This is a genomic window from Roseibacillus persicicus (genome assembly GCF_014651675.1).
In the GTDB taxonomy this organism is placed as follows: Bacteria; Verrucomicrobiota; Verrucomicrobiia; order Verrucomicrobiales; family Akkermansiaceae; genus Roseibacillus; species Roseibacillus persicicus.
Map to the genome: position 1 here is coordinate 96,057 of NZ_BMXI01000004.1, position 17,885 is coordinate 113,941.

Sequence of the window (17,885 nt, forward strand, 5' to 3'; positions counted from 1 at the left end):
TTGCCGGAAGTTGCAAAAGCCCTTCTCCCTTCATGCAATGCGCATGGTTTCGGTCAGCTTCCCACGGTATGTGGGCTGCGTTCTTTGTTGGCGTAATTTGCTGGTTGTGAGGTTATTGAGTGTTTTTAGGTGAATGGTTTTTGCGGTTGGTTCACGGATTGCAATTCTTTCGCCGACATGAATACCCAAACCACTACCCCAACTACCAACAGCTTCAGTATTGCTTCCATCATTGCGATTGTTTCGGCCATCGCCAGCTTCATGACCGGAGCAATTTTAGGTCTTTTGTTTGCCGGAATCGCGATCATTGCCGGTCTCTTTGGAATCGCCATGGCCTTGTCCCCGAACAGACGCGGTGGAGTCGTGAGTCTCTTTTCAATCCTCGCCGGTCTGGTGGGTGTCGTTGCCGCTCTCATTAAGGCGGTGATGTATCTCACCTAATGATCTTTCTCATGGCTGCGCTTTTCGATCTGAATTCTCAATCTATTGCGGGCTGAATTCCTGATAGAACCCCTCGGTCTCACCTCCTCCTTCGGGAGGGCGAGACGGCGGGGTTCTTTTTTCTGCGTTTATGCGAAAAGGCTCGATATAGCGCCCAGTTTTCGCAGCCTAGGGAAGGAACTGTTTCGTCCCTTTCATGCGCCTCACTCGACTCACCCTTCTTTTGATAGCCGGCATTCTGGCTTTGGGGTTTTATCGGCTTTGCGATTACCTTTTGGATGATCTCGAGTTTCAGACTTTTCAAGCTACGGAAGAGTCCATGGTGGACGCCGCTCATCTCTTCGCCGCGGCGGCGGAGGCTCACCTCGTCGAAGGTCGTCTGGGAAGCGAGACGCTGGAGGCCTTTGAGAGAACTTTTTCCAATGCCCGGGAACGCGAATTCGAGGCACAGATTTTCGTTAAAAAGAAGACTGGGGTTTCCCTTGATTGCTATCTAACGGATCAGGACGGAATTGTCATTTTTGACTCCCGCCACGAAAGGACGGGACAAGATCTCTCCGTGTTCAACGACGTTTACCAAACCAAACTTGGAGAATATGGGGCTCGTTCCAGTCGCATTGACGAAGGCGATGCTTCCACTTCCGTAATGTATGTTGGAGCTCCGATTCGGCACGATGGTGAAATCGTGGGAGTAGCCACTGCTTATAAGGCGCAGAAAGAGCTTCTTCCCTTTGTTTATAAAAGACGGGGTCAAATTTTGAGGCCCGCGATTGCGATCGCGCTGGCGATCCTATTTCTGATCTGGTCCGTGCTCTTCTGGCTTTATCGCCCCATCGGCAGGCTGGCTGAGTATGCTCGCCGGATTACGGCTGGGGAGCGGCCGGCCTACCCCCCGCTGGGAAAGGGCCAGGAAGTGAATGCGCTGGGAAAAGCTCTCCGCGATATGCGCGAAACTTTGGAGGGCCGTTCCTATGTGGAGAACTACACCCAGACGCTCACACACGAGCTGAAGTCTCCCCTCGCCGCCATCCGGGGTTCGGCAGAACTGCTGGATGAAGAAATGCCTCTGGCCGCGCGTCACCGCTTCCTGAAGAACATCCGGACTGAGGTCGACCGCTCGGAACGGTTGATCAATCGCTTGCTGCATCTCTCGGCCTTGGAAGGAAAAACCGAATTGCAGAAACGGGAACCCATTGTGGTGAATACATTGATGGAGGACTCGGTGCGACTCCTTAAAACCCAAGCTGATTTGCGCAACGTGACGGTCCGGGTCGAGCACCCCCCGCAACCGGTGATATTCTCCGGCGACTTCTATATCATTCGAGCGGCACTGGAAAATCTGCTGCAAAACGCCATCGACTTTAGTCCCGAAGGTTCGGTCATCACCGTCACTCTCGCGCTGGATGAAGAGATGCTGACCCTGACGGTTATAGACGAGGGGCCCGGACTTCCCGAATATGCCATTGAGCGCGCCTTTGATCGCTTTTACTCCCATCGTCCCGAAGATTGCGCTTCCAAGGGCTCGGGATTGGGCCTCACATTCGTGCGCGAAGCAGCCCAGCTTCACGGAGGCAGCGCGCGGATTGCGAATCATCCTGAGGGCGGTGCAGTCGCCACCATTCAGATACCTTTGTAGGCTCGGTCAGTTGAAATCGTTATGAAGCTCAGTCACATCCTTATCATATTCCTCCGCGTTTTTGCCATCAACTGGCTTCTCGTCGGCTTTTTCCGACTTTTCGTGAGCATTCCAATGCTGACCAGCAACTGGCTGTCCGCTTTCTATCTTGCCGGTCCCGGGGTCTATTTTTTAGCCGCCTTGCTTGCTTGGATCTTCGCGGTAAAGATTGCCAAGGTCTTGATTGGGAGAGCGGATTGCGATGTCCAGATGGCGAAAGAAATCACCCCGGCCATGCTTTTTTCCACTGCTTTTCTCGGGATTGGGCTCTATTTCTTTCTGACCTACCTTGGAGGAAGCCTCAATTGGCTCCATTATCTTGCAATTACTCAGGCCGGGCATGACCTCATGACCACTGCGGTAGATGAAGACTCTAACTTCTATTCTCTCACCAGCAGCTTGATTCCTTGTCTGGCAGGTTTGGCTCTGGCTGCTTGCTCTCCGAAGTTGGGACGCAAACTGGCGCGGGCCACCGAGAGCCAGCTTTCCACTCCTTCCGAATAAGCGCTTTGACTGGTAAAGCCCCCCGGGAACTGAGTAAACTCAGGTATGAATTCGAAGCCGGGACCACCACCGCTGCATGAGCAGCCTCCGCCGGGACTCCCCAACCAGGTGATTCCCCACTCCGGAAACCACCAGGCTCCCTACATGCCGAATGAGGATGAGCGCACGACCGCGATGCTGATTCACCTTCTCATGATCGTCACCGGATTCATCGGTCCGCTTATTCTTTGGCTGGTGAGAAAAGATTCTTCTGCCTTCATCAACCATCACGGCAAGGAGGCTCTCAACAATGCCATCACAACGATTATCGTGGGAATCGCCATGTTGGCGGTTGTTTTTGCCACCCTCGGGCTTGGCGTGATCATTTACCTTCCATGGACACTGATGGTCTTGATTTTCGAGATAATCGCCTGTGTAGAAGCTCATAAGGGGAACTGGCACCGCATCCCGCTGATTATTCGCCTAATCCAGTAGTTTGTAGGATAGGGCAGAAGCCTCCCTTGCAACCTACGTCAGGCAGGTGTATGAGTCCGCCCTTCAAGCTCAGCGCAACAATCTCATGCTCAAGTGGACTCTCCAAAAAATCGTCGGGACTAAAAATCAACGTGAAGTCAAACGGCTTCGCCCTATCGCAGCCCGTATCAATGAGATCGAAGAGGCTCTCCAGCAGGAACCGGAGTCCATTTTGATCGAAAAAACCCGTTCTTGGCAGGAAAAGCTTCATCGTTTTCTCCCTCTCCACACCCCTACCAAGCGCACGATTGAGCAGCTTGCCGCTGAAGATTTGGCCGAGCTGACCGCATTTGTTTCTGGGCGCATCGAGTCCCTTCGCCCGGAGTTCCCCAATTTACCAAAAGTCAGCGCCTCCCCGGCTTCAATTGAGGAGGCCAAGGAGGCCTTTCGGGCGATTGAGGACCAATTCCCCAAGTTGCGAGAGAAGTATCTCGAAGAGATTCTCCCCGAAGCCTACGCCGTAGTTAAAAATGGTGCGCGCCGGATGTGTGGATCGACGATCAACGTGGCCGACCAGGAGATGCTCTGGGAGATGGTCCACTTCGACGTTCAACTCATTGGAGGTGTCGGACTGCACCGCGGAATCATCGCCGAGATGCAGACTGGTGAAGGTAAGACCCTGGTAGCGACCCTGCCCGTCTATCTCAACGCTCTGACCGGAATGGGCGTGCACGTCATTACCGTGAATGATTACCTCGCCAAGCGGGACTCGGAGTGGATGGGATCCCTCTATCGTTATCTGGGTCTGTCCGTCGGCTGTATCCAGAACCAGCAGTCCCCGCAGGAACGCCGCGAGCACTACGCATGTGATATCACCTACGGAACCAATGCCGAATTTGGCTTCGACTACCTGCGTGACAATGGCATGGCGACTTCGACCAACCAGCAGGTCCAGCGTGGCCATTATTTTGCCATTATCGATGAGGTCGACTCCATTCTGATCGATGAGGCGCGAACTCCTCTCATCATCTCCGGACCTTCCACCGTTGCGACTTCTACCGAGAAGTATGTTCAATACAAAGGGATGATTGAGCAGCTGGTGAAGAAGCAGAACACCCTCTGCGCCGAGCTGGCGGCCACCGCCCAAAAGCAGCTCGACGACAATGAGCCTGACGAAGCCGGGCGCACCCTTTTCAAACTGAAGTTGGCCCAGCCTCGCAACCGCCAGTTTATGCGCTTCATGGAAGACCCTGATATTCGGCGAATTGTCGAGAAGGCCGAGTTGGCGATGTATCAGGACACCCAGAAGAAGGACCTCTTCGCAGCCAAGGAGGAACTTTACTACACCATCGACGAAAAAGGTCACGATACCGATCTAATGGAAATGGGGCGTGAGTTTCTCTCCCCCGGTGACCCCGAATCCTTTGTTCTCCCTGATATCGCGACCGCTTACGCCGAGATCGATGCCATGCTTGACCTAAGCGACGAGCAAAGGGCCGAAATGAAAGAGAAGGTCACCGTCAAGCTCGATGAGCAGGGCGAAAAGATGCACGTCATCACCCAGCTTCTGAAGGCCTACTGCATCTATGAAAAGGATGTCGAGTATGTGGTTCAGAACAACAAGGTCGTCATCGTGGATGAGAACACCGGACGGGAAATGCCCGGCCGCCGTTGGTCTGACGGACTGCACCAGGCTGTTGAAGCCAAAGAGAATTGCGAAATCGAGGCCGAGACCCAGACATACGCGACAATCACCATTCAAAACTACTTCCGCCTCTACACCAAGCTGGCCGGCATGACTGGAACAGCTGAGACCGAGGCTGCGGAATTCAAGGATATCTACAACCTCGATGTTCTTCCAATTCCGACCAATCGTCCTAACCAGCGCGAGGACTTAAATGATCAGGTCTTCAAAACCCGTCGCGAAAAATACAACGCGGTTATCACCAAAATTCAGGAAGCGCACGACAAGGGGCAACCTGTCCTTTGCGGAACGGCTTCGGTGGAATCCTCCGAGACCCTTTCCCGCATGCTGAAGCGGGCCAAGATTCCCCACAAAGTGTTGAATGCAAAGTTCCACCGTCAAGAAGCTGAAATCGTACAAGCCGCCGGTCAGCGAGGTGCGGTCACCGTCGCTACCAACATGGCAGGTCGGGGAACGGACATCAAACTGGGCGAAGGAATTGCCGAGGTGGGAGGACTCTTCGTCATTGGCACCGAACGTCACGAATCACGTCGAATCGATCGTCAGTTGCGCGGTCGTTGTTCCCGTCAAGGCGACCCCGGGATGTCGCAGTTCTACATCTCTTTCGAGGACGACCTCATGCGCAATTTTGCCGCCGCCGACCGCATGACGAGCATGATGGAACGCTTCGGGATGGAGGAAGGCGAGGCCCTGGAGCACAAGTGGCTCAATCGCTCGGTAGAGACCGCGCAGAAGCGTGTGGAGCAGCACCGCTATCGCCAACGGAAATACGTTCTCGATTTCGATGACGTGATGAACAATCAGCGTGAAGTCGTTTACGGATATCGCAACGAAGTACTTTCCACCGAAGATCCCCGTGAACTTCTTTACGAAGTGATCGAGAAGGTCATTCCCGACAAAGTCGATTTTTATATGAATCAGCGTGACGAGGGAGCTTCCGATATCCTTGAGCTGATCGGCTGGGCCAACACAACCTTTCCTCTCCGTCTCCAAAAAGAAGAGGTTAAGTTTGAGGACAAGAGCGCGGATGATATCTCCCAATTCCTCTTGGAGAAAGTCAAGCAAGCCTACGAGCTGAAGGTCGAACATGAGCATCCCATCATGCTGGACGACTTGGAACGGCAGATCATTTTGGTCGCCATCGACCGTCAGTGGCAACAGCACCTTTACAACATGGACTCCCTGCGCGACGGCATCAGCCTGCGTGCTCAGGGACAGAAAGACCCGCTGGTCGAGTATAAGAACGAGGCCTACAAGCTCTTCGAAGAATTGATGAGCAATATCGAAGAAGAGGCCCTTGGCAATCTGTTCCGCTCCTACACGAATCTGGAAGCTTACGAGAAGTTCTTACATGAACTTCCGATGCAGATGGGTGGAACTCCTCCGACCCAAGGTCAGGTTGCTCAGAGCAATATGTCGGTCACTACGAACATCCCCGAGGACATCAAACCCGACAAGCCCGAGCTGAAGCTGAACCTACCCAAGCGCCGTCCTACCGTCAAAGTGGGACGGAACGACAATTGCCCCTGCGGCTCAGGCAAGAAGTTCAAATCCTGCTGCGGCCAAGAGGAATAATTTCCCGGAGCATGGACATTCTTGTCCATGAACAGAGCTTCCGGTTGCCAGAGTTCTCGTGGGGACGGATTCGGTATGGACGGTTCGTCCCAAGGACAGAAATGTCCTTGCTCCGTTGGTAGGGCTGTTTTGATGAAACAGCCGCGAATGTTTCGGGAAGGTCTCCAGGCCTTCGGCCATCGTCCGCGAAAGAGCCTTTCGAAAAACGCTGAACTCTCGTGGTCCCTCTATCAAAGGGATCCTACCGGAGCATGGACATTCCTGTCCATGAACAGAGCCTCAGGTTGGCAGAGCTTTCGTGAGAACGACTTCGGTTCAGATGAACCGTCCCAAGGACAGAAATGTCCTTGCTCCGTTGGTAGGGCTGTTTTGATAAAACAGCCGCGAATGTTTCGGGAAGGTCTCCAAGCCTTCGGCCATCGTCCGCGAAAGAGCCTTTCGAAAAACGCTGAACTCTCGTGGTCCCTCTATCAAAGGGCCCCTACCGGAGCATGGACATTCTTGTCCATGAACAGAGCTTCCGGTTGCCAGAGTTCTCGTGGGGACGGATTCGGTATGGACGGTTCGTCCCAAGGACAGAAATGTCCTTGCTCCGTTGGTAGGGCTGTTTTGATCAAACAGCCGCGAATGTTTGGGGAAGGTCTCCAGGCCTTCGGCCATCGTCCGCGAGGGAGCCTTTCGAAGAACGGTGAACTCTCTCGGTCCCTTCATCAAAGGGCCCCTACCGGAGCATGGATATTCCTGTCCATGAACAGAGCCTCCGGTTGTCAGAGCTTTCGTGAGGACGGATTCGGTTCAGACGAACCGTCCCAAGGACAGGAATACCCCTGCTCTATTTTCTAAATTAGGACTTTTGGAGGCACGAGCATCTTCAATACAACTCCGTGGCGGGTCGGGGGCGCCATACTGAAATGCACGAGCGCGGCTTTCTTGACCTCGCAATAACCAGTCTCCGCACCTAAAAGCCACGATACCATTCCCGAGAATGTAGGTTCGTGTCCGACGAGAACGACACGCGTGATCTCATCAGGCAAGGCGCCCAGTTCTGCCATCACATTTGCTGGCCGGAGATCGAAGTCCAACCAATCTTGGACCACTGGCTCCCCTTCCGCGCCAGAGGCAGTCACCACCCCCTCGGCTGTTTCAAGCGCACGGACGCGAGGGCTCGTGAAGACGAGATCAGGAATCAGGTCCATTTTCTTGAGCAACTTGCCAACTGCACGAGATTGCTTCCACCCCTTGTCTGTTAGACTTCGGTCGTGATCTTTTTCTCCGGGGGTTACCTCGTGAGCCTTTCCGTGTCTAACCAGAATGACTTCCATCACATCGTCATTCCACCATCGGTAGCAATCACCTGACCGGTGATGTATCGGGCCTCGGGGCTTGCCAGGAAAAGAGCCAAAGCAGTAACGTCACCGACATTTCCAAGTTCCTTGAGCGGAATCTTACCCAGAATTGCATCGATGATCTTCTCGTCGAGAGCATCGGTCATATCAGTGGCGATGAAGCCGGGAGCAATCGCATTGCAGGTCACCTTTTTGCCTGCCAGTTCGCGGGCAACGGACTTGGTGAAGCCGATGAGACCAGCCTTGCTTGCGGCATAGTTCGCTTGTCCGGCATTTCCTATCAATCCAATCACGGAGCTTACGTTGATGATACGGCCATTTCCGGACTTCATCAATGGGCGCTGAAAGGCTTTGGTCATACTGAAGGCTCCCTTCAGGTTTGTATCGAGAACCACGTCCCAGTCCTCCTCCTTCATCCGCATGAGGAGACCATCTCTCGTGACCCCTGCATTGTTGATCAAGATGTCGACTTTTCCGAAGTCAGCGATAACGGTTTTTGCCATTTCTTCAACCGCAGCGCCGTCGGAAACGTCGACCGCATAGGCGCGGGAAACGCCGGGATACTCCGCATTGATCGCGTTGACGGCGGCCCCGCAGCTGCTTTCGTTTCTGGAAATGACTGCGACTTTAGCCCCCTCGGCTGCGAATGATTTTGCCATCTCCAAGCCGATTCCCCGTCCCGCACCGCTGACTACTACCACTTGATCTTGAAATTTTGCCATCGCGGGATTGCACCCGAGACAAGCCCGTCTGCCAACTCCAAAGTCAGGAGCGAACAAAGTGGGCGACAGATCCGGGACTCGCCAAAGTGGGAGACTATTCCTAAGCTCGCATCTCGCCCATGTTGTCTTGTCCCTATTGCCAGAAGCCTGTGACCGAAGACGCGCTCTCTTGCCAATCGTGTAGTCTGACGATTGAGGGCGCAGCTTCCCTGCTTGGGCCGGTGCCTTTGCTGAATCGCGGCCTGACCGACACCACCGAGACTCTTTCCGGTCGGGAACGCCGGGCCTTGGAAGGTGCCATGACTCGGTTCGAGAAGATTCATCCGGCTTCACGCCTGAACATTGTGGTGCGTTCGTTCGAGCCCGAATACAATCTCGCGACCCATCTATTTTGGCTTTTCAACACCGCGGGATTGTCTCCGAGCGAGTCTCAGCAGGAAAAGAATCAGGATATCCTGATTGGCGTCGATCCCCACCAGCAACGTGTCGCGCTGATGGTGGGCTACGGACTGGAGCCTTTTCTGAAAAAGGAGGAGATCGTCGAGCTGCTGGAGACCGCCCGCCCACTGTTGGGGCAAGGGAAACTGGCCGAAGCCCTGCAGGTCGTCATCCGTGGGCTTCATCCCCTACTCCAGCAAGCCTCGATTCAAGCCCACAAAGCGCTGGGCCTGAGTGGGATGGCCTCAGTTGCGGCCTCCCCGGGAACAAGCTTTTAAGTCTCGTTATCCGCGCATCGCCTCCAAGCGATCCATCGCTTCGCCACTGGCAATCAGCCCTCTCGCGATTTCGATTCCATCTCCCAGATCATCGGCCAAGCCGACACAAGCCAAGCCGGCCCCGGCGTTCAAGAGCACCATGTCCCGGCGGGGGCCTTTCTCTTCTCCGCCTAGAATATTGATCAGGATCTGGGCATTCTCTTTTGCGTCTCCGCCAACCAGATCCTCCAAGCTTGCCACTTCGAGTCCAAAGTCTGCAGGTGAGACTTCTTCGTCTTCGTGGTCTTGCAGGGAACCACTTTTGCAAATTCGCGTTGGTCCCATCAGGCTGACCTCGTCAACACCCCGGCCATCTGCGGTTGTGCCATGAACGGCCCACACCGATTCGCGCTCCAAGCGCTGCAGGATTTCGGCAAAGGTCGGAGCCATCCCGCGCTGGGTCACACCCACGAGTTGGCATTGTGGTCGGCAAGGATTGAGCAAGGGACCAAGCAAGTTGAACAAAGTCTTCACTCCTTCCTGGGCCAATTGCGCTCGCACTGGAGCCACTGCCTTGAAGGCTGGATGGTATTTGCGTGCATAGAGAAAGCCAACTCCAGCACGACGAACCGTCTGGCGAAATTCCTCGGGGCCCTGCTCGATATCCACCCCCAAGGCCTCGAGGACATCCGCGCCGCCGCTCTTCGAGGTGACTCCACGGTTGCCATGCTTGACCACCACCCCGCCACCTGCCGCTATCACGAACATGCTGGTGGTCGAAACGTTGAAGAGATTGAGTCCGTCCCCACCCGTGCCACAGACATCAATCGTCGGGCCATCCAGTTCCTCGGGGGGCAATTCCACCGGAATGGAGCGCTCCAAGAAGGCTTCCACAAATGCCGCAATCTCCGCCGGAGTCTCTCCCTTTGCCGCCAGGGCTTTCAAGAAATGAGCCTTCTTCTCATCATCCGCCCCTTCGTCCAAAAGAAAGTCCACCGATGCCTCCACATGCCTCTCATCCAAGTCCTGCCCCTTCTCTACCTCTGAAATCAGTGTGTCCATGTGGTCGACCCTATCAGACCTTTGACCCCGTGCTCCAAACATTTCTTGCGACTTCTTTCGGAAGATTCTACTAAGCGGGTCACATGGGCGGCATTATCATCAAACCCCGGTCTCGAATCTTTCAGGGACACGATTGGATCTACGCATCGGAAATTCAAAAGACCTTCGGCGAACCCGAACCCGGCGACGTGATTACCCTGAAGGACTTCAAGGATCGTCCCATGGGCGCGGCCATCTACAACCCGGCGTCCCAGATCGTCGCTCGTCGCATCTCCCACCGGGCGCAAAAAATTGATGCCGATTTTTTGGTTCGTCGACTTGAGCGGGCACGCAAGGTTCGCGAGGGCATCGGCATTGATGAAAGCGTCTGCCGTCTGATTTGGTCGGAGTCCGACGGTCTTCCGGGAGTGATTTTGGATCGCTTTGACGACGTCTTTGTTTTGCAGACCACTACCTTGGCTTTTGACTTGAGAAAGGACCTTCTCGTGGAAGCGATTGAAAAGGTCTTTGCGCCTCGCTCCATCATTCTCCGCAACGACACCCCCATGCGAACAGCAGAAGGGCTCGAGTCCGAAACCGCTATTTTGCTGGGTGATGACCCCGGTCCATTTGAGGTGATTGTCAACGGCATCAAATTTGAACTCGATTTGGCCAATGCTCAGAAGACGGGTTTGTATCTCGATATCACCAACGCCTATCCAGCTGTGGCTCGCTTCGCAAAAGGGGCCAAGGTTCTGGATATGTTCTGCAATCAGGGTGGCTTCGGTCTCGCCTGCGCCCAAGCTGGCGCGGAGTCTGTCACTGCGGTCGACATCTCGGAGAAAGCGACCGAGGCGGCAGCCCGCAATGCCGAGTTGAATGGTCTAACCCTCAATCTCGAGACCGCGAACGCCTTCGATAACCTGCGCCATCGCGAGAAGAAGGGTGAGAAGTATGACCTTATCATCCTCGATCCCCCCTCTTTCACCCGCAACAAAAAGACCGTCAATGCTGCGATGAAGGGCTACAAGGAGATTCACCTTCGCGCCATCCGACTGTTAAACACCGGCGGTCGGCTTGCCACCTTCTGCTGTTCGCACCACGCCACCCGCGAGCTCTTTCTGGACTCCGTGCGCTCTGCCGCCAACGACGCCAAGAAGACTCTGCGTCTCGTGGAATCCCATTCGCAGCGAGCGGATCACCCGGTCTTGGCCCACCTTCCGGAGACGGAGTATCTCAAGGGCTTCACCTTTGAGCTCGTGGCGAGCTTCTAGACAATGATAAGCGAGAGGCAGCCCGCTCGCAACTTTGCTGTCCGTCCCAGATGATGCGTTCTCCAGCTCAAGAATTGGCCCAGCTCCAGGAGCAAAACCTGCTTCGCTCGCTAGCTCAGATCGAGGGAGGCGAGGTTCCGTGGGTGACGGTTGGGGAGCGGAGGCTGCTTAATTTTTCCTCCAACGACTATCTGGGGCTATCTCAACACCCCGCCCTCAAGTCCGCCGCCATCGAAGCCACTCGCGAGCACGGGACAGGGGCAACCGCATCGCGATTGGTCTGTGGCACTTTCCGCTATCATCGCGAGTTGGAGCAGCGCATTGCTGTTCTCAAGGAGACTGATGACGCCAGGTTATTTGCCAACGGTTACAGCACCGCTTTGGGCACGATTACGGCCTTGGTTTCCAAAGGAGACACCGTAATCCTCGACAAGCTTTGTCACGCCTCTCTCATTGATGCCGCACGACTTTCCGGAGCAACGATCCGCGTCTTTCCCCACAATCAGACTGAGAGACTGGCTGCCATCTTAAGAAATACACGGGAGAAGTCAGGGTCAACTACGAGAATTCTAGTAGTCACCGAGTCCGTCTTCTCAATGGATGGCGATACCTGTCCCTTGGCGGAGATTGTCGCATTGAAGAATCAATATGAAGCGCTTCTCCTTCTCGATGAAGCCCACGCTTTGGGAGTCCTCGGCCCTCGCGGACTGGGGTTGGCTGAAGAACTGGGTTTGCAAAAACAGGTCGACTTTCAGATGGGAACGCTTGGAAAGGCAGCTGGTTCCGCGGGAGGTTATCTCGCCGCAAGTCAGGACTGGATTGACCTTTTGACCAACAAGGCTCGTTCCTTCATCTACTCCACGGCTCCGCCTCCGGCTCAAGTGGCAGCGTCTCAGGCGGGTCTCGACTTGATCTGTTCTTCTCACGGTCAGAAACTTCGAGAGGACTTGAGAAATCGTATCGCGCTGCTGACTTCAGAGGCTGGTCTCGCTGGAAAATTGCCTGCCACTCCCATCATTCCTCACATCTTAGGCGATAATGAATTGGCTCTTTCGGTTTCCCATCGCCTTCGTGGGCAGGGATTGCTTGTGCCAGCGATTCGCTTTCCGACCGTGCCTCGAAACACGGCCCGCTTGAGAATCACCCTTAGCGCGGCCCATTCGGCCGAAGAGATTTCTTCGCTGGCAGCGGCTTTGAAGGCTTTTAGCTAGCGGATTGCAAAATCCGACAGCAATTCTCATTGCGAAAAGATGATAAGAGCGGATTCTGGGACATCGTGAAGAACGTCGTCGACATCAATCCGGGTTCAGCTTCTGAGCTCTTAAGCAAAATTGCCCGCTTCGGGTTTATTCCCGTGGCCATTATTCTCTTAGGGATTATCGCCATCTTTTCATCCATTTATACGGTCCCAGCCAACTCCAATGCGGTGATTCTCCGGTTCGGAAAATTCCATGGAATTGTGGACCGGGGTCTTCATTTCAAGCTGCCCTTTGGTATCGATCAGACCTACGTCGTACCCGTTCGGCGCCAGCTCAAGATGGAATTCGGATTTGGAACCGCGGGAGCAACCAATGAGTATCAGTTCGCTCCCCGCGCGATTCAAGAGGAGGAAATGTCGATGATCACGGGCGACCGTAATGCTGCTCTGGTCGAGTGGGTGGTGCAGTATCGCATCGACGATGCGCGGGAATACCTTTTCAAAGTTCGCAACCCCGAGATGACGCTCCGGGATGCATCCGAGTCTGTAATGCGCGAGGTGGTGGGTGACCGCACGGTGGACGAAGTCATCACGATCGGTCGCCAAGGAATCGAGATCGAGGCCTTGGAGAAATTACAGGCTTTGGCCGACGCCTACGGCCTCGGCTTTGGCATCAACCAGGTTCAACTGAAAAACATCAACCCTCCCCGCGCAGTCCAAGCGTCCTTTAACGAAGTGAACGAGGCTCAGCAGGAACGGGATCAGATGGTGAATATTGCCAAGGGCGAGTATAACAAAAAGGTCCCACGCACCAGTGGTGTCGCCGACCAAAAGATCGCGGAAGCGGAAGGTCAGGCCACCCAGCGAATCAATGAGGCCACCGGTGACGCCGAGCGCTTTCTCGCCCTCTTCGAAGCCTATCAACGAGCCCCCGACGTAACGCGGGAGCGCCTCTATCTGGAGCGGATGCAAGAAGTATTGCCCGGCATTAAGAGCAAAATCATCATGGACGGCGATGCCTCCAACTCCCCTCTCCCCCTCCTTCATCTCAATGGTGAAAGCACTCAACTGAAAGCACGCCAGTAATATGAAAAAAGGAATCTACGCCCTCGCCGGCCTCATTATTGTTCTCGTTCTCCTGGTCGTCACCGGCTCCATCTTTACGGTCCGTGAAGATAGTCAGGTCATTCTTACCCAATTCGGCAAACCTGTGGGCAATCCCATCGTGGAGCCCGGATTGAAATTCAAACTCCCTTTCATCCAAGTTGCCAATCAAATGGAGAAGCGGGTCCTCGAATGGGATGGTCAAAGCACCCAGATGCCAACCCGCGACAAACTTTATATCAAGGTCGACACCTTTGCCCGTTGGGAGATTGAGGACCCTCTGGAGTTCTTTGAGAAACTGCGTGATCCACGCACGGCCCTCTCTCGCCTCGACGATATTCTTGGAAGTGAGACCCGCAACATGGTCGCCAAGCACGACCTGATTGAGATTATTCGCACAACCAAAGACCGTCAGCCCCAGCAACCCGAAGACATCGGCGAAATCTTGGGCGAGCAAGGAAGCTTGGAGCCCATTCGAATTGGCCGTAGTGCCATTGAAAAAGAGGTCCATGCGGCAGCGAAAGGAAAGTTGGAAGACTTTGGCATCAGACTCTTGGATGTTCGCTTCAAGCGCATCAATTACACCCGTGAGGTAGAGTCCCGAATCTTTGAACGTATGATATCCGAACGGCAGCAAATCGCAGAACGCTTCCGCTCGGAAGGAGCTGGTGAGGCCGCTCGGATTAAGGGAAATATGGAAAAGGAGGTGAAGACCATCGAGTCCGAGGCCTATAAAAAGGTGCAAGCCGAGTTGGGGCGGGCGGATGCGGAATCCACCCGCATCTATGCCGAAGCCTATGGCGGCACCAAAGAGAGAGAAGAGTTCTACCGATTCACCAAGACCCTGGAAGCGTATCAGGACATCCTTGGGGCTGACACCTCCCTCATTCTCACAACTGACAGCGACCTCTTTCGCATGTTGAAAGGGCACCAGCGTCAGGAGCGCGAACCCGCCGTGCAGCCTGCTGGGGAAGCTCCTGCGGTCCAGCCTCAAGTCGAACCCGCAGCCCAGCCCGAACCAGCGCTAGAAGCCGTTCCCGATGCCGAGGAGCTTCAGCTTCCCACCGCAAGCGAATTCACAAACTAACAAATGACTGTTCTTAAAACAAAATACACTCTCTGGGCTGCTGATTGGCAGCGTGCGGTCGCATTCTATCGCGATCTTTTCAACGGCATCGTCACCATGGAGTCAGAAGTCTGGTCCGAGGTTCAAGTTGCGAACGGGATCATTGGGATTCATGGCGGCGGCGAGGGCAAGCGGACTTGGACTGGGCTGTCCTTTCAGGTTGAAGACCTTCGTTCAGCAATTGAAGAACTCAAGGCGCACGGAGGTGCCCTTGCCAGCGAACCTCACGACACCCCCGAAGACCCGCTGCACCTGGCTATGTGTATCGATCCTGATGGCAACGAGTTTATGATGACTCAGCCCCGCAAGTGATCTGATTTCGCCAGCTTTTCCTGTAGGCATTTCCGCAGAAACTCTTCCCGGCTTGTTGACTCTCGAACCGAATCGAGAGCCTCGATTTCTGCGGTCGTGAGTTCAAGTGTGACTTGGCAGCGCTCGTCTTCTCCCTCCACTTCGTCAGTTGTGAGATAGCCTATCGAGCTCCCAACCTCGACCAGTTCGCCTTCCCGAATGATATGATGAAGAATCCCTTCCTGATAACACTCTAAGTCCGTGACGACCTTTCTGGTTTCGAGGGTAGCGAGGGATTCACCGATTCTTACCGCAGTCCCATCCTTCACATGCCACTGCACGAGCTTAGCCTTCTTGGAATTTTCGCCAAAAAAGGGAACAACGATTTCGGCGCGTGGCATCGTTCGGGGTTTGGCATTGGGATGCTTTTAGAGTGACTGGGCAATCGCGGCTGCCAGCTTGTCCACCAGGCGACTCTGCGAAGCAGCCAATTCCTCGAATCCATCGTTGAGAAGATCATCTGTCACCGTGGTGTTGCGGTTCATGACCAGGTTCCCCTCGGGCAATCGATAGGCTCGCCAATTGGCTTCCAGAACCGTTTCTCCATCAGGTGTGCCTTGGAAGCGAATGACGTCGATGGTCACTTGATAGTTCAACTCACTCTCCCGCTGCCAAGGGTAAATCTTCACATTGGCGGTGCCCACCCGACGTCCCAAGTTGGTTGCCAGCACGCGGGCAAAGTCATCTTCCAAATCACCCGCCCAGAGGTGTTCATCGGAAAACTCCAAGCGATTGGGTGAACTCTGGAAAATCAAGTTGGGCCGCTCGGTTAAGAAGGGTGCCAGGTTGACGGGGCCTACTCCAATACCAATCCCACTGCGAGTGGGTGCGGGGCCCGCAGCAGTGAGGACATAATAGGAGCGTCCAGGTCCCTTCGAAAGAAAAGAGCAGGAAGAAAGCAGGACCAGTCCAACGAGAACAAGCCCGCGGGTAGCAAAAGAAAAAGGAGAGATCATTGTCGTTTGGCGCGCGGAATTTTATCGGAGGATGTCGGCTTCCCGAAAAGAAGTGAATTCGGCTTATCGCTGATCGTTTCGGTGAGCCGCTCGATTGAACGAGTGGCAGAGCGCAGCTCGTCGAGAGTCCGCCGCATGTCTCCGTAGAAGGCACCCTCCGCCGAGAGAGGCTTGAGAGTGCTGTTGATTTGAGCGAGCGTAGTCCGCACGTCGTCGGGGATCGCTTTGGTCGATTCGGCTTCGAGGATACGATTCAGCGCGGTCAGGCTGGCTTTCATCTCAGCCATGGTAGCCTGGCTTTCCGCAATGACCGGGCCGGTGCTCTCCAACTTTTCGTTCATGATATGGAGGGTGTTCTGCGCGGCCAAAGTAGTGGCTTCGAGCTGCGTCACGAGACTTTCAATCGGCACTCCGTTGAGCTTGTCAACGACTGCCGTCACCCGCTCTTCGAGCTGACCCAAGCCGGTTTCGACTGTTGGAAGGACCAAATAGTTGTCGAGAACCTCCATTCCCACGAACTGCTCCTCGGGGTAGTAGTCCATGTCAACGTAGCGCTGTCCGGTCAGCAGGTTTGCCGATTTGAGGCTGGCCCGGAGGCCTTTTTTCAATGCGTCCTCAATGCCTCCACCCCCTTCGTCGAGGAGTTCGGGCGGGAAGTGTTTCTCCAGCAGTCGCTTGTTGAGCTGAATCAGCACGGGGGTCTGGGACTCGGTCGAGTCGTTGACCAGAGTATAGGAAATTTCGCTCACTCGCCCTACCTTGAGGCCCCGGAATTCGACCGGCGCACCCTCACTGAGCCCTCGAACAGATTGCTCGAATAGCAAAAGAAACTCTCCTTCGGACTCGAAACTGCTGGCGAGGGCTTCCTTTTCATCACCAAAGAGACGATAGACAAAACCGTCGGTCACCTCTTCTCCTACGGTCTCCCCCTCGATGACACCAAAGCCGACTCGTCCTTTGAGAAGAGATTCCAGAGAAGGGAGTTCAATGTCCACTCCTTCGGGGCCGACCCGCAATTGGAGCCCGCTGGCCCCCCAAAAGATGGTGTTGGTCCCGACCAAATCCCGATAGCGATCTTCGATGAAGATACCGAAGCGAACCTCTTCGCGCCGAGGGTCGAAGTTCCGGCTCTCCACCTTGCCGACCAAGTTGTTTTTAAAGAATACTCCGCTGCCCACATCAACGGTGCCCGCATCCTCGGTCACGAGTTCCAGTCGGAGACCCGGGACGGAATTGGGAGTGGGAGGCGGATTCTCCAAGCCTTCGAAGCGTCGTTTGCCCGGGTCCCCGATTCCCGGGTCGAGCTCGATATAAGCACCACTGAAAACAGTGCCCAAACCGGAAACGCTTCCGCCGCTAATGCGAGCCTTCACCACCCAGAACTGGGAATCCTCCCGCAGCAGATGGAGATACTGCGGCTTAATGCGCAGCCCCAGTTTCACCTCCAGCTTCTCGGTCAGACTGATGCTTTCCAAATCTCCAATTTTGACCGCACGGCATCGCACTTCGGTCTTGCCCACCGAGAGTCCTTCCGCGCTTGGTAAATCAACCTGAACCAGTTCGCCAAAGTCGTCGAAGTGCCTTTTCACCAACCAAAGGCCAAGGACCAGTGCCAATAATGGCAAAGCCCAAAACCAGCTGATGCGCCGGACAGGAGTGATGCGTGGCTCATCGGATGGAGCAGCATCTTGGATTGGGGTCTGTTTTGATTTGGCCATT

General features: G+C 54.8%; 17 protein-coding genes. 11 read left to right on the forward strand and 6 right to left on the reverse strand.

Features of this window, described 5'->3' with window-relative positions; all coding sequences use genetic code 11:
• Positions 1-177 precede the first annotated feature (177 nt).
• The 5 genes from IE099_RS06050 to secA all read left to right on the forward strand — a co-directional run bounded on the left by IE099_RS06050 (position 178) and on the right by secA (position 6,353).
• On the forward strand, positions 178-441 hold the full coding sequence (locus tag IE099_RS06050) for a hypothetical protein (protein ID WP_189568307.1): 264 nt from the start codon (positions 178-180) through the stop codon (positions 439-441).
• A 196-nt stretch (positions 442-637) separates the two neighbouring features.
• Positions 638-2,077, forward strand: a complete 1,440-nt coding sequence (gene creC, locus IE099_RS06055; protein ID WP_189568309.1) for a two-component system sensor histidine kinase CreC — start codon at positions 638-640, stop codon at positions 2,075-2,077.
• Between the two features lie 21 nt (positions 2,078-2,098).
• Positions 2,099-2,620 carry a hypothetical protein gene (locus IE099_RS06060; protein ID WP_189568311.1) on the forward strand — a complete coding sequence of 174 codons (522 nt, stop codon included), beginning with the start codon at positions 2,099-2,101 and terminating at the stop codon, positions 2,618-2,620.
• Between the two features lie 45 nt (positions 2,621-2,665).
• The gene (locus IE099_RS06065) at positions 2,666-3,094 is read left to right on the forward strand and encodes a DUF4870 domain-containing protein (RefSeq protein WP_189568313.1); all 429 of its coding nucleotides are present in this window, start codon (positions 2,666-2,668) and stop codon (positions 3,092-3,094) included.
• A gap of 85 nt (positions 3,095-3,179) precedes the next feature.
• Positions 3,180-6,353, forward strand: a complete 3,174-nt coding sequence (gene secA / locus IE099_RS06070; protein WP_189568315.1) for a preprotein translocase subunit SecA — start codon at positions 3,180-3,182, stop codon at positions 6,351-6,353.
• Positions 6,354-7,192: 839 nt separating this feature from the next.
• Here secA and IE099_RS06075 read toward each other — a convergent pair.
• Positions 7,193-7,675, reverse strand: coding sequence for a SixA phosphatase family protein (locus tag IE099_RS06075; protein WP_189568317.1), 483 nt, complete (start codon positions 7,673-7,675; stop codon positions 7,193-7,195).
• Entirely contained in the window at positions 7,675-8,421 is a 747-nt protein-coding gene (gene fabG, locus IE099_RS06080) for a 3-oxoacyl-[acyl-carrier-protein] reductase (protein WP_189568318.1), read from the reverse strand. The genes IE099_RS06075 and fabG overlap by 1 nt, the downstream gene beginning before the upstream one ends.
• 149 nt (positions 8,422-8,570) lie before the next feature.
• On the opposite strand from fabG, the gene IE099_RS06085 reads away from it, so the two are divergent.
• Positions 8,571-9,137, forward strand: a complete 567-nt coding sequence (locus IE099_RS06085; RefSeq protein ID WP_189568321.1) for a TPM domain-containing protein — start codon at positions 8,571-8,573, stop codon at positions 9,135-9,137.
• A gap of 6 nt (positions 9,138-9,143) precedes the next feature.
• On the opposite strand, the gene trpD is transcribed toward IE099_RS06085, so the two are convergent.
• Complete coding sequence (trpD, locus tag IE099_RS06090; RefSeq protein WP_189568323.1) at positions 9,144-10,178, reverse strand: anthranilate phosphoribosyltransferase; 1,035 nt, start codon at positions 10,176-10,178, stop codon at positions 9,144-9,146.
• Between the two features lie 83 nt (positions 10,179-10,261).
• On the opposite strand from trpD, the gene IE099_RS06095 reads away from it, so the two are divergent.
• The 5 genes from IE099_RS06095 (at position 10,262) to IE099_RS06115 (ending at position 15,171) form a co-directional block, all read left to right on the forward strand.
• Complete coding sequence (locus tag IE099_RS06095; RefSeq protein ID WP_189568333.1) at positions 10,262-11,431, forward strand: class I SAM-dependent rRNA methyltransferase; 1,170 nt, start codon at positions 10,262-10,264, stop codon at positions 11,429-11,431.
• A gap of 50 nt (positions 11,432-11,481) precedes the next feature.
• Positions 11,482-12,642 (forward strand): aminotransferase class I/II-fold pyridoxal phosphate-dependent enzyme, encoded by a 1,161-nt coding sequence (locus IE099_RS06100; RefSeq protein ID WP_189568335.1) that lies wholly within the window; start codon positions 11,482-11,484, stop codon positions 12,640-12,642.
• 65 nt (positions 12,643-12,707) lie between these two features.
• Positions 12,708-13,715, forward strand: a complete 1,008-nt coding sequence (gene hflK, locus IE099_RS06105; RefSeq protein ID WP_229809412.1) for an FtsH protease activity modulator HflK — start codon at positions 12,708-12,710, stop codon at positions 13,713-13,715.
• Position 13,716: 1 nt separating this feature from the next.
• Positions 13,717-14,820 (forward strand): protease modulator HflC, encoded by a 1,104-nt coding sequence (gene hflC / locus IE099_RS06110; RefSeq protein ID WP_189568337.1) that lies wholly within the window; start codon positions 13,717-13,719, stop codon positions 14,818-14,820.
• Positions 14,821-14,823: 3 nt separating this feature from the next.
• Entirely contained in the window at positions 14,824-15,171 is a 348-nt protein-coding gene (locus tag IE099_RS06115) for a VOC family protein (RefSeq protein WP_189568339.1), read from the forward strand.
• Here the strand turns inward: IE099_RS06115 and IE099_RS06120 are convergent.
• Genes IE099_RS06120 through IE099_RS06130 form a run of 3 tightly spaced genes read right to left on the reverse strand, consistent with a single transcriptional unit; the run spans position 15,156 to position 17,884 of the window.
• Positions 15,156-15,551 carry a lipoyl domain-containing protein gene (locus tag IE099_RS06120; protein ID WP_189568341.1) on the reverse strand — a complete coding sequence of 132 codons (396 nt, stop codon included), beginning with the start codon at positions 15,549-15,551 and terminating at the stop codon, positions 15,156-15,158. The two genes, IE099_RS06115 and IE099_RS06120, sit on opposite strands and share 16 nt — an antisense overlap.
• 27 nt (positions 15,552-15,578) lie before the next feature.
• Complete coding sequence (locus IE099_RS06125; protein WP_189568343.1) at positions 15,579-16,166, reverse strand: PqiC family protein; 588 nt, start codon at positions 16,164-16,166, stop codon at positions 15,579-15,581.
• Positions 16,163-17,884 carry a PqiB family protein gene (locus IE099_RS06130; protein WP_189568345.1) on the reverse strand — a complete coding sequence of 574 codons (1,722 nt, stop codon included), beginning with the start codon at positions 17,882-17,884 and terminating at the stop codon, positions 16,163-16,165. Before IE099_RS06130 ends, IE099_RS06125 begins: the two co-directional genes overlap by 4 nt.
• Position 17,885: the final 1 nt, after the last annotated feature.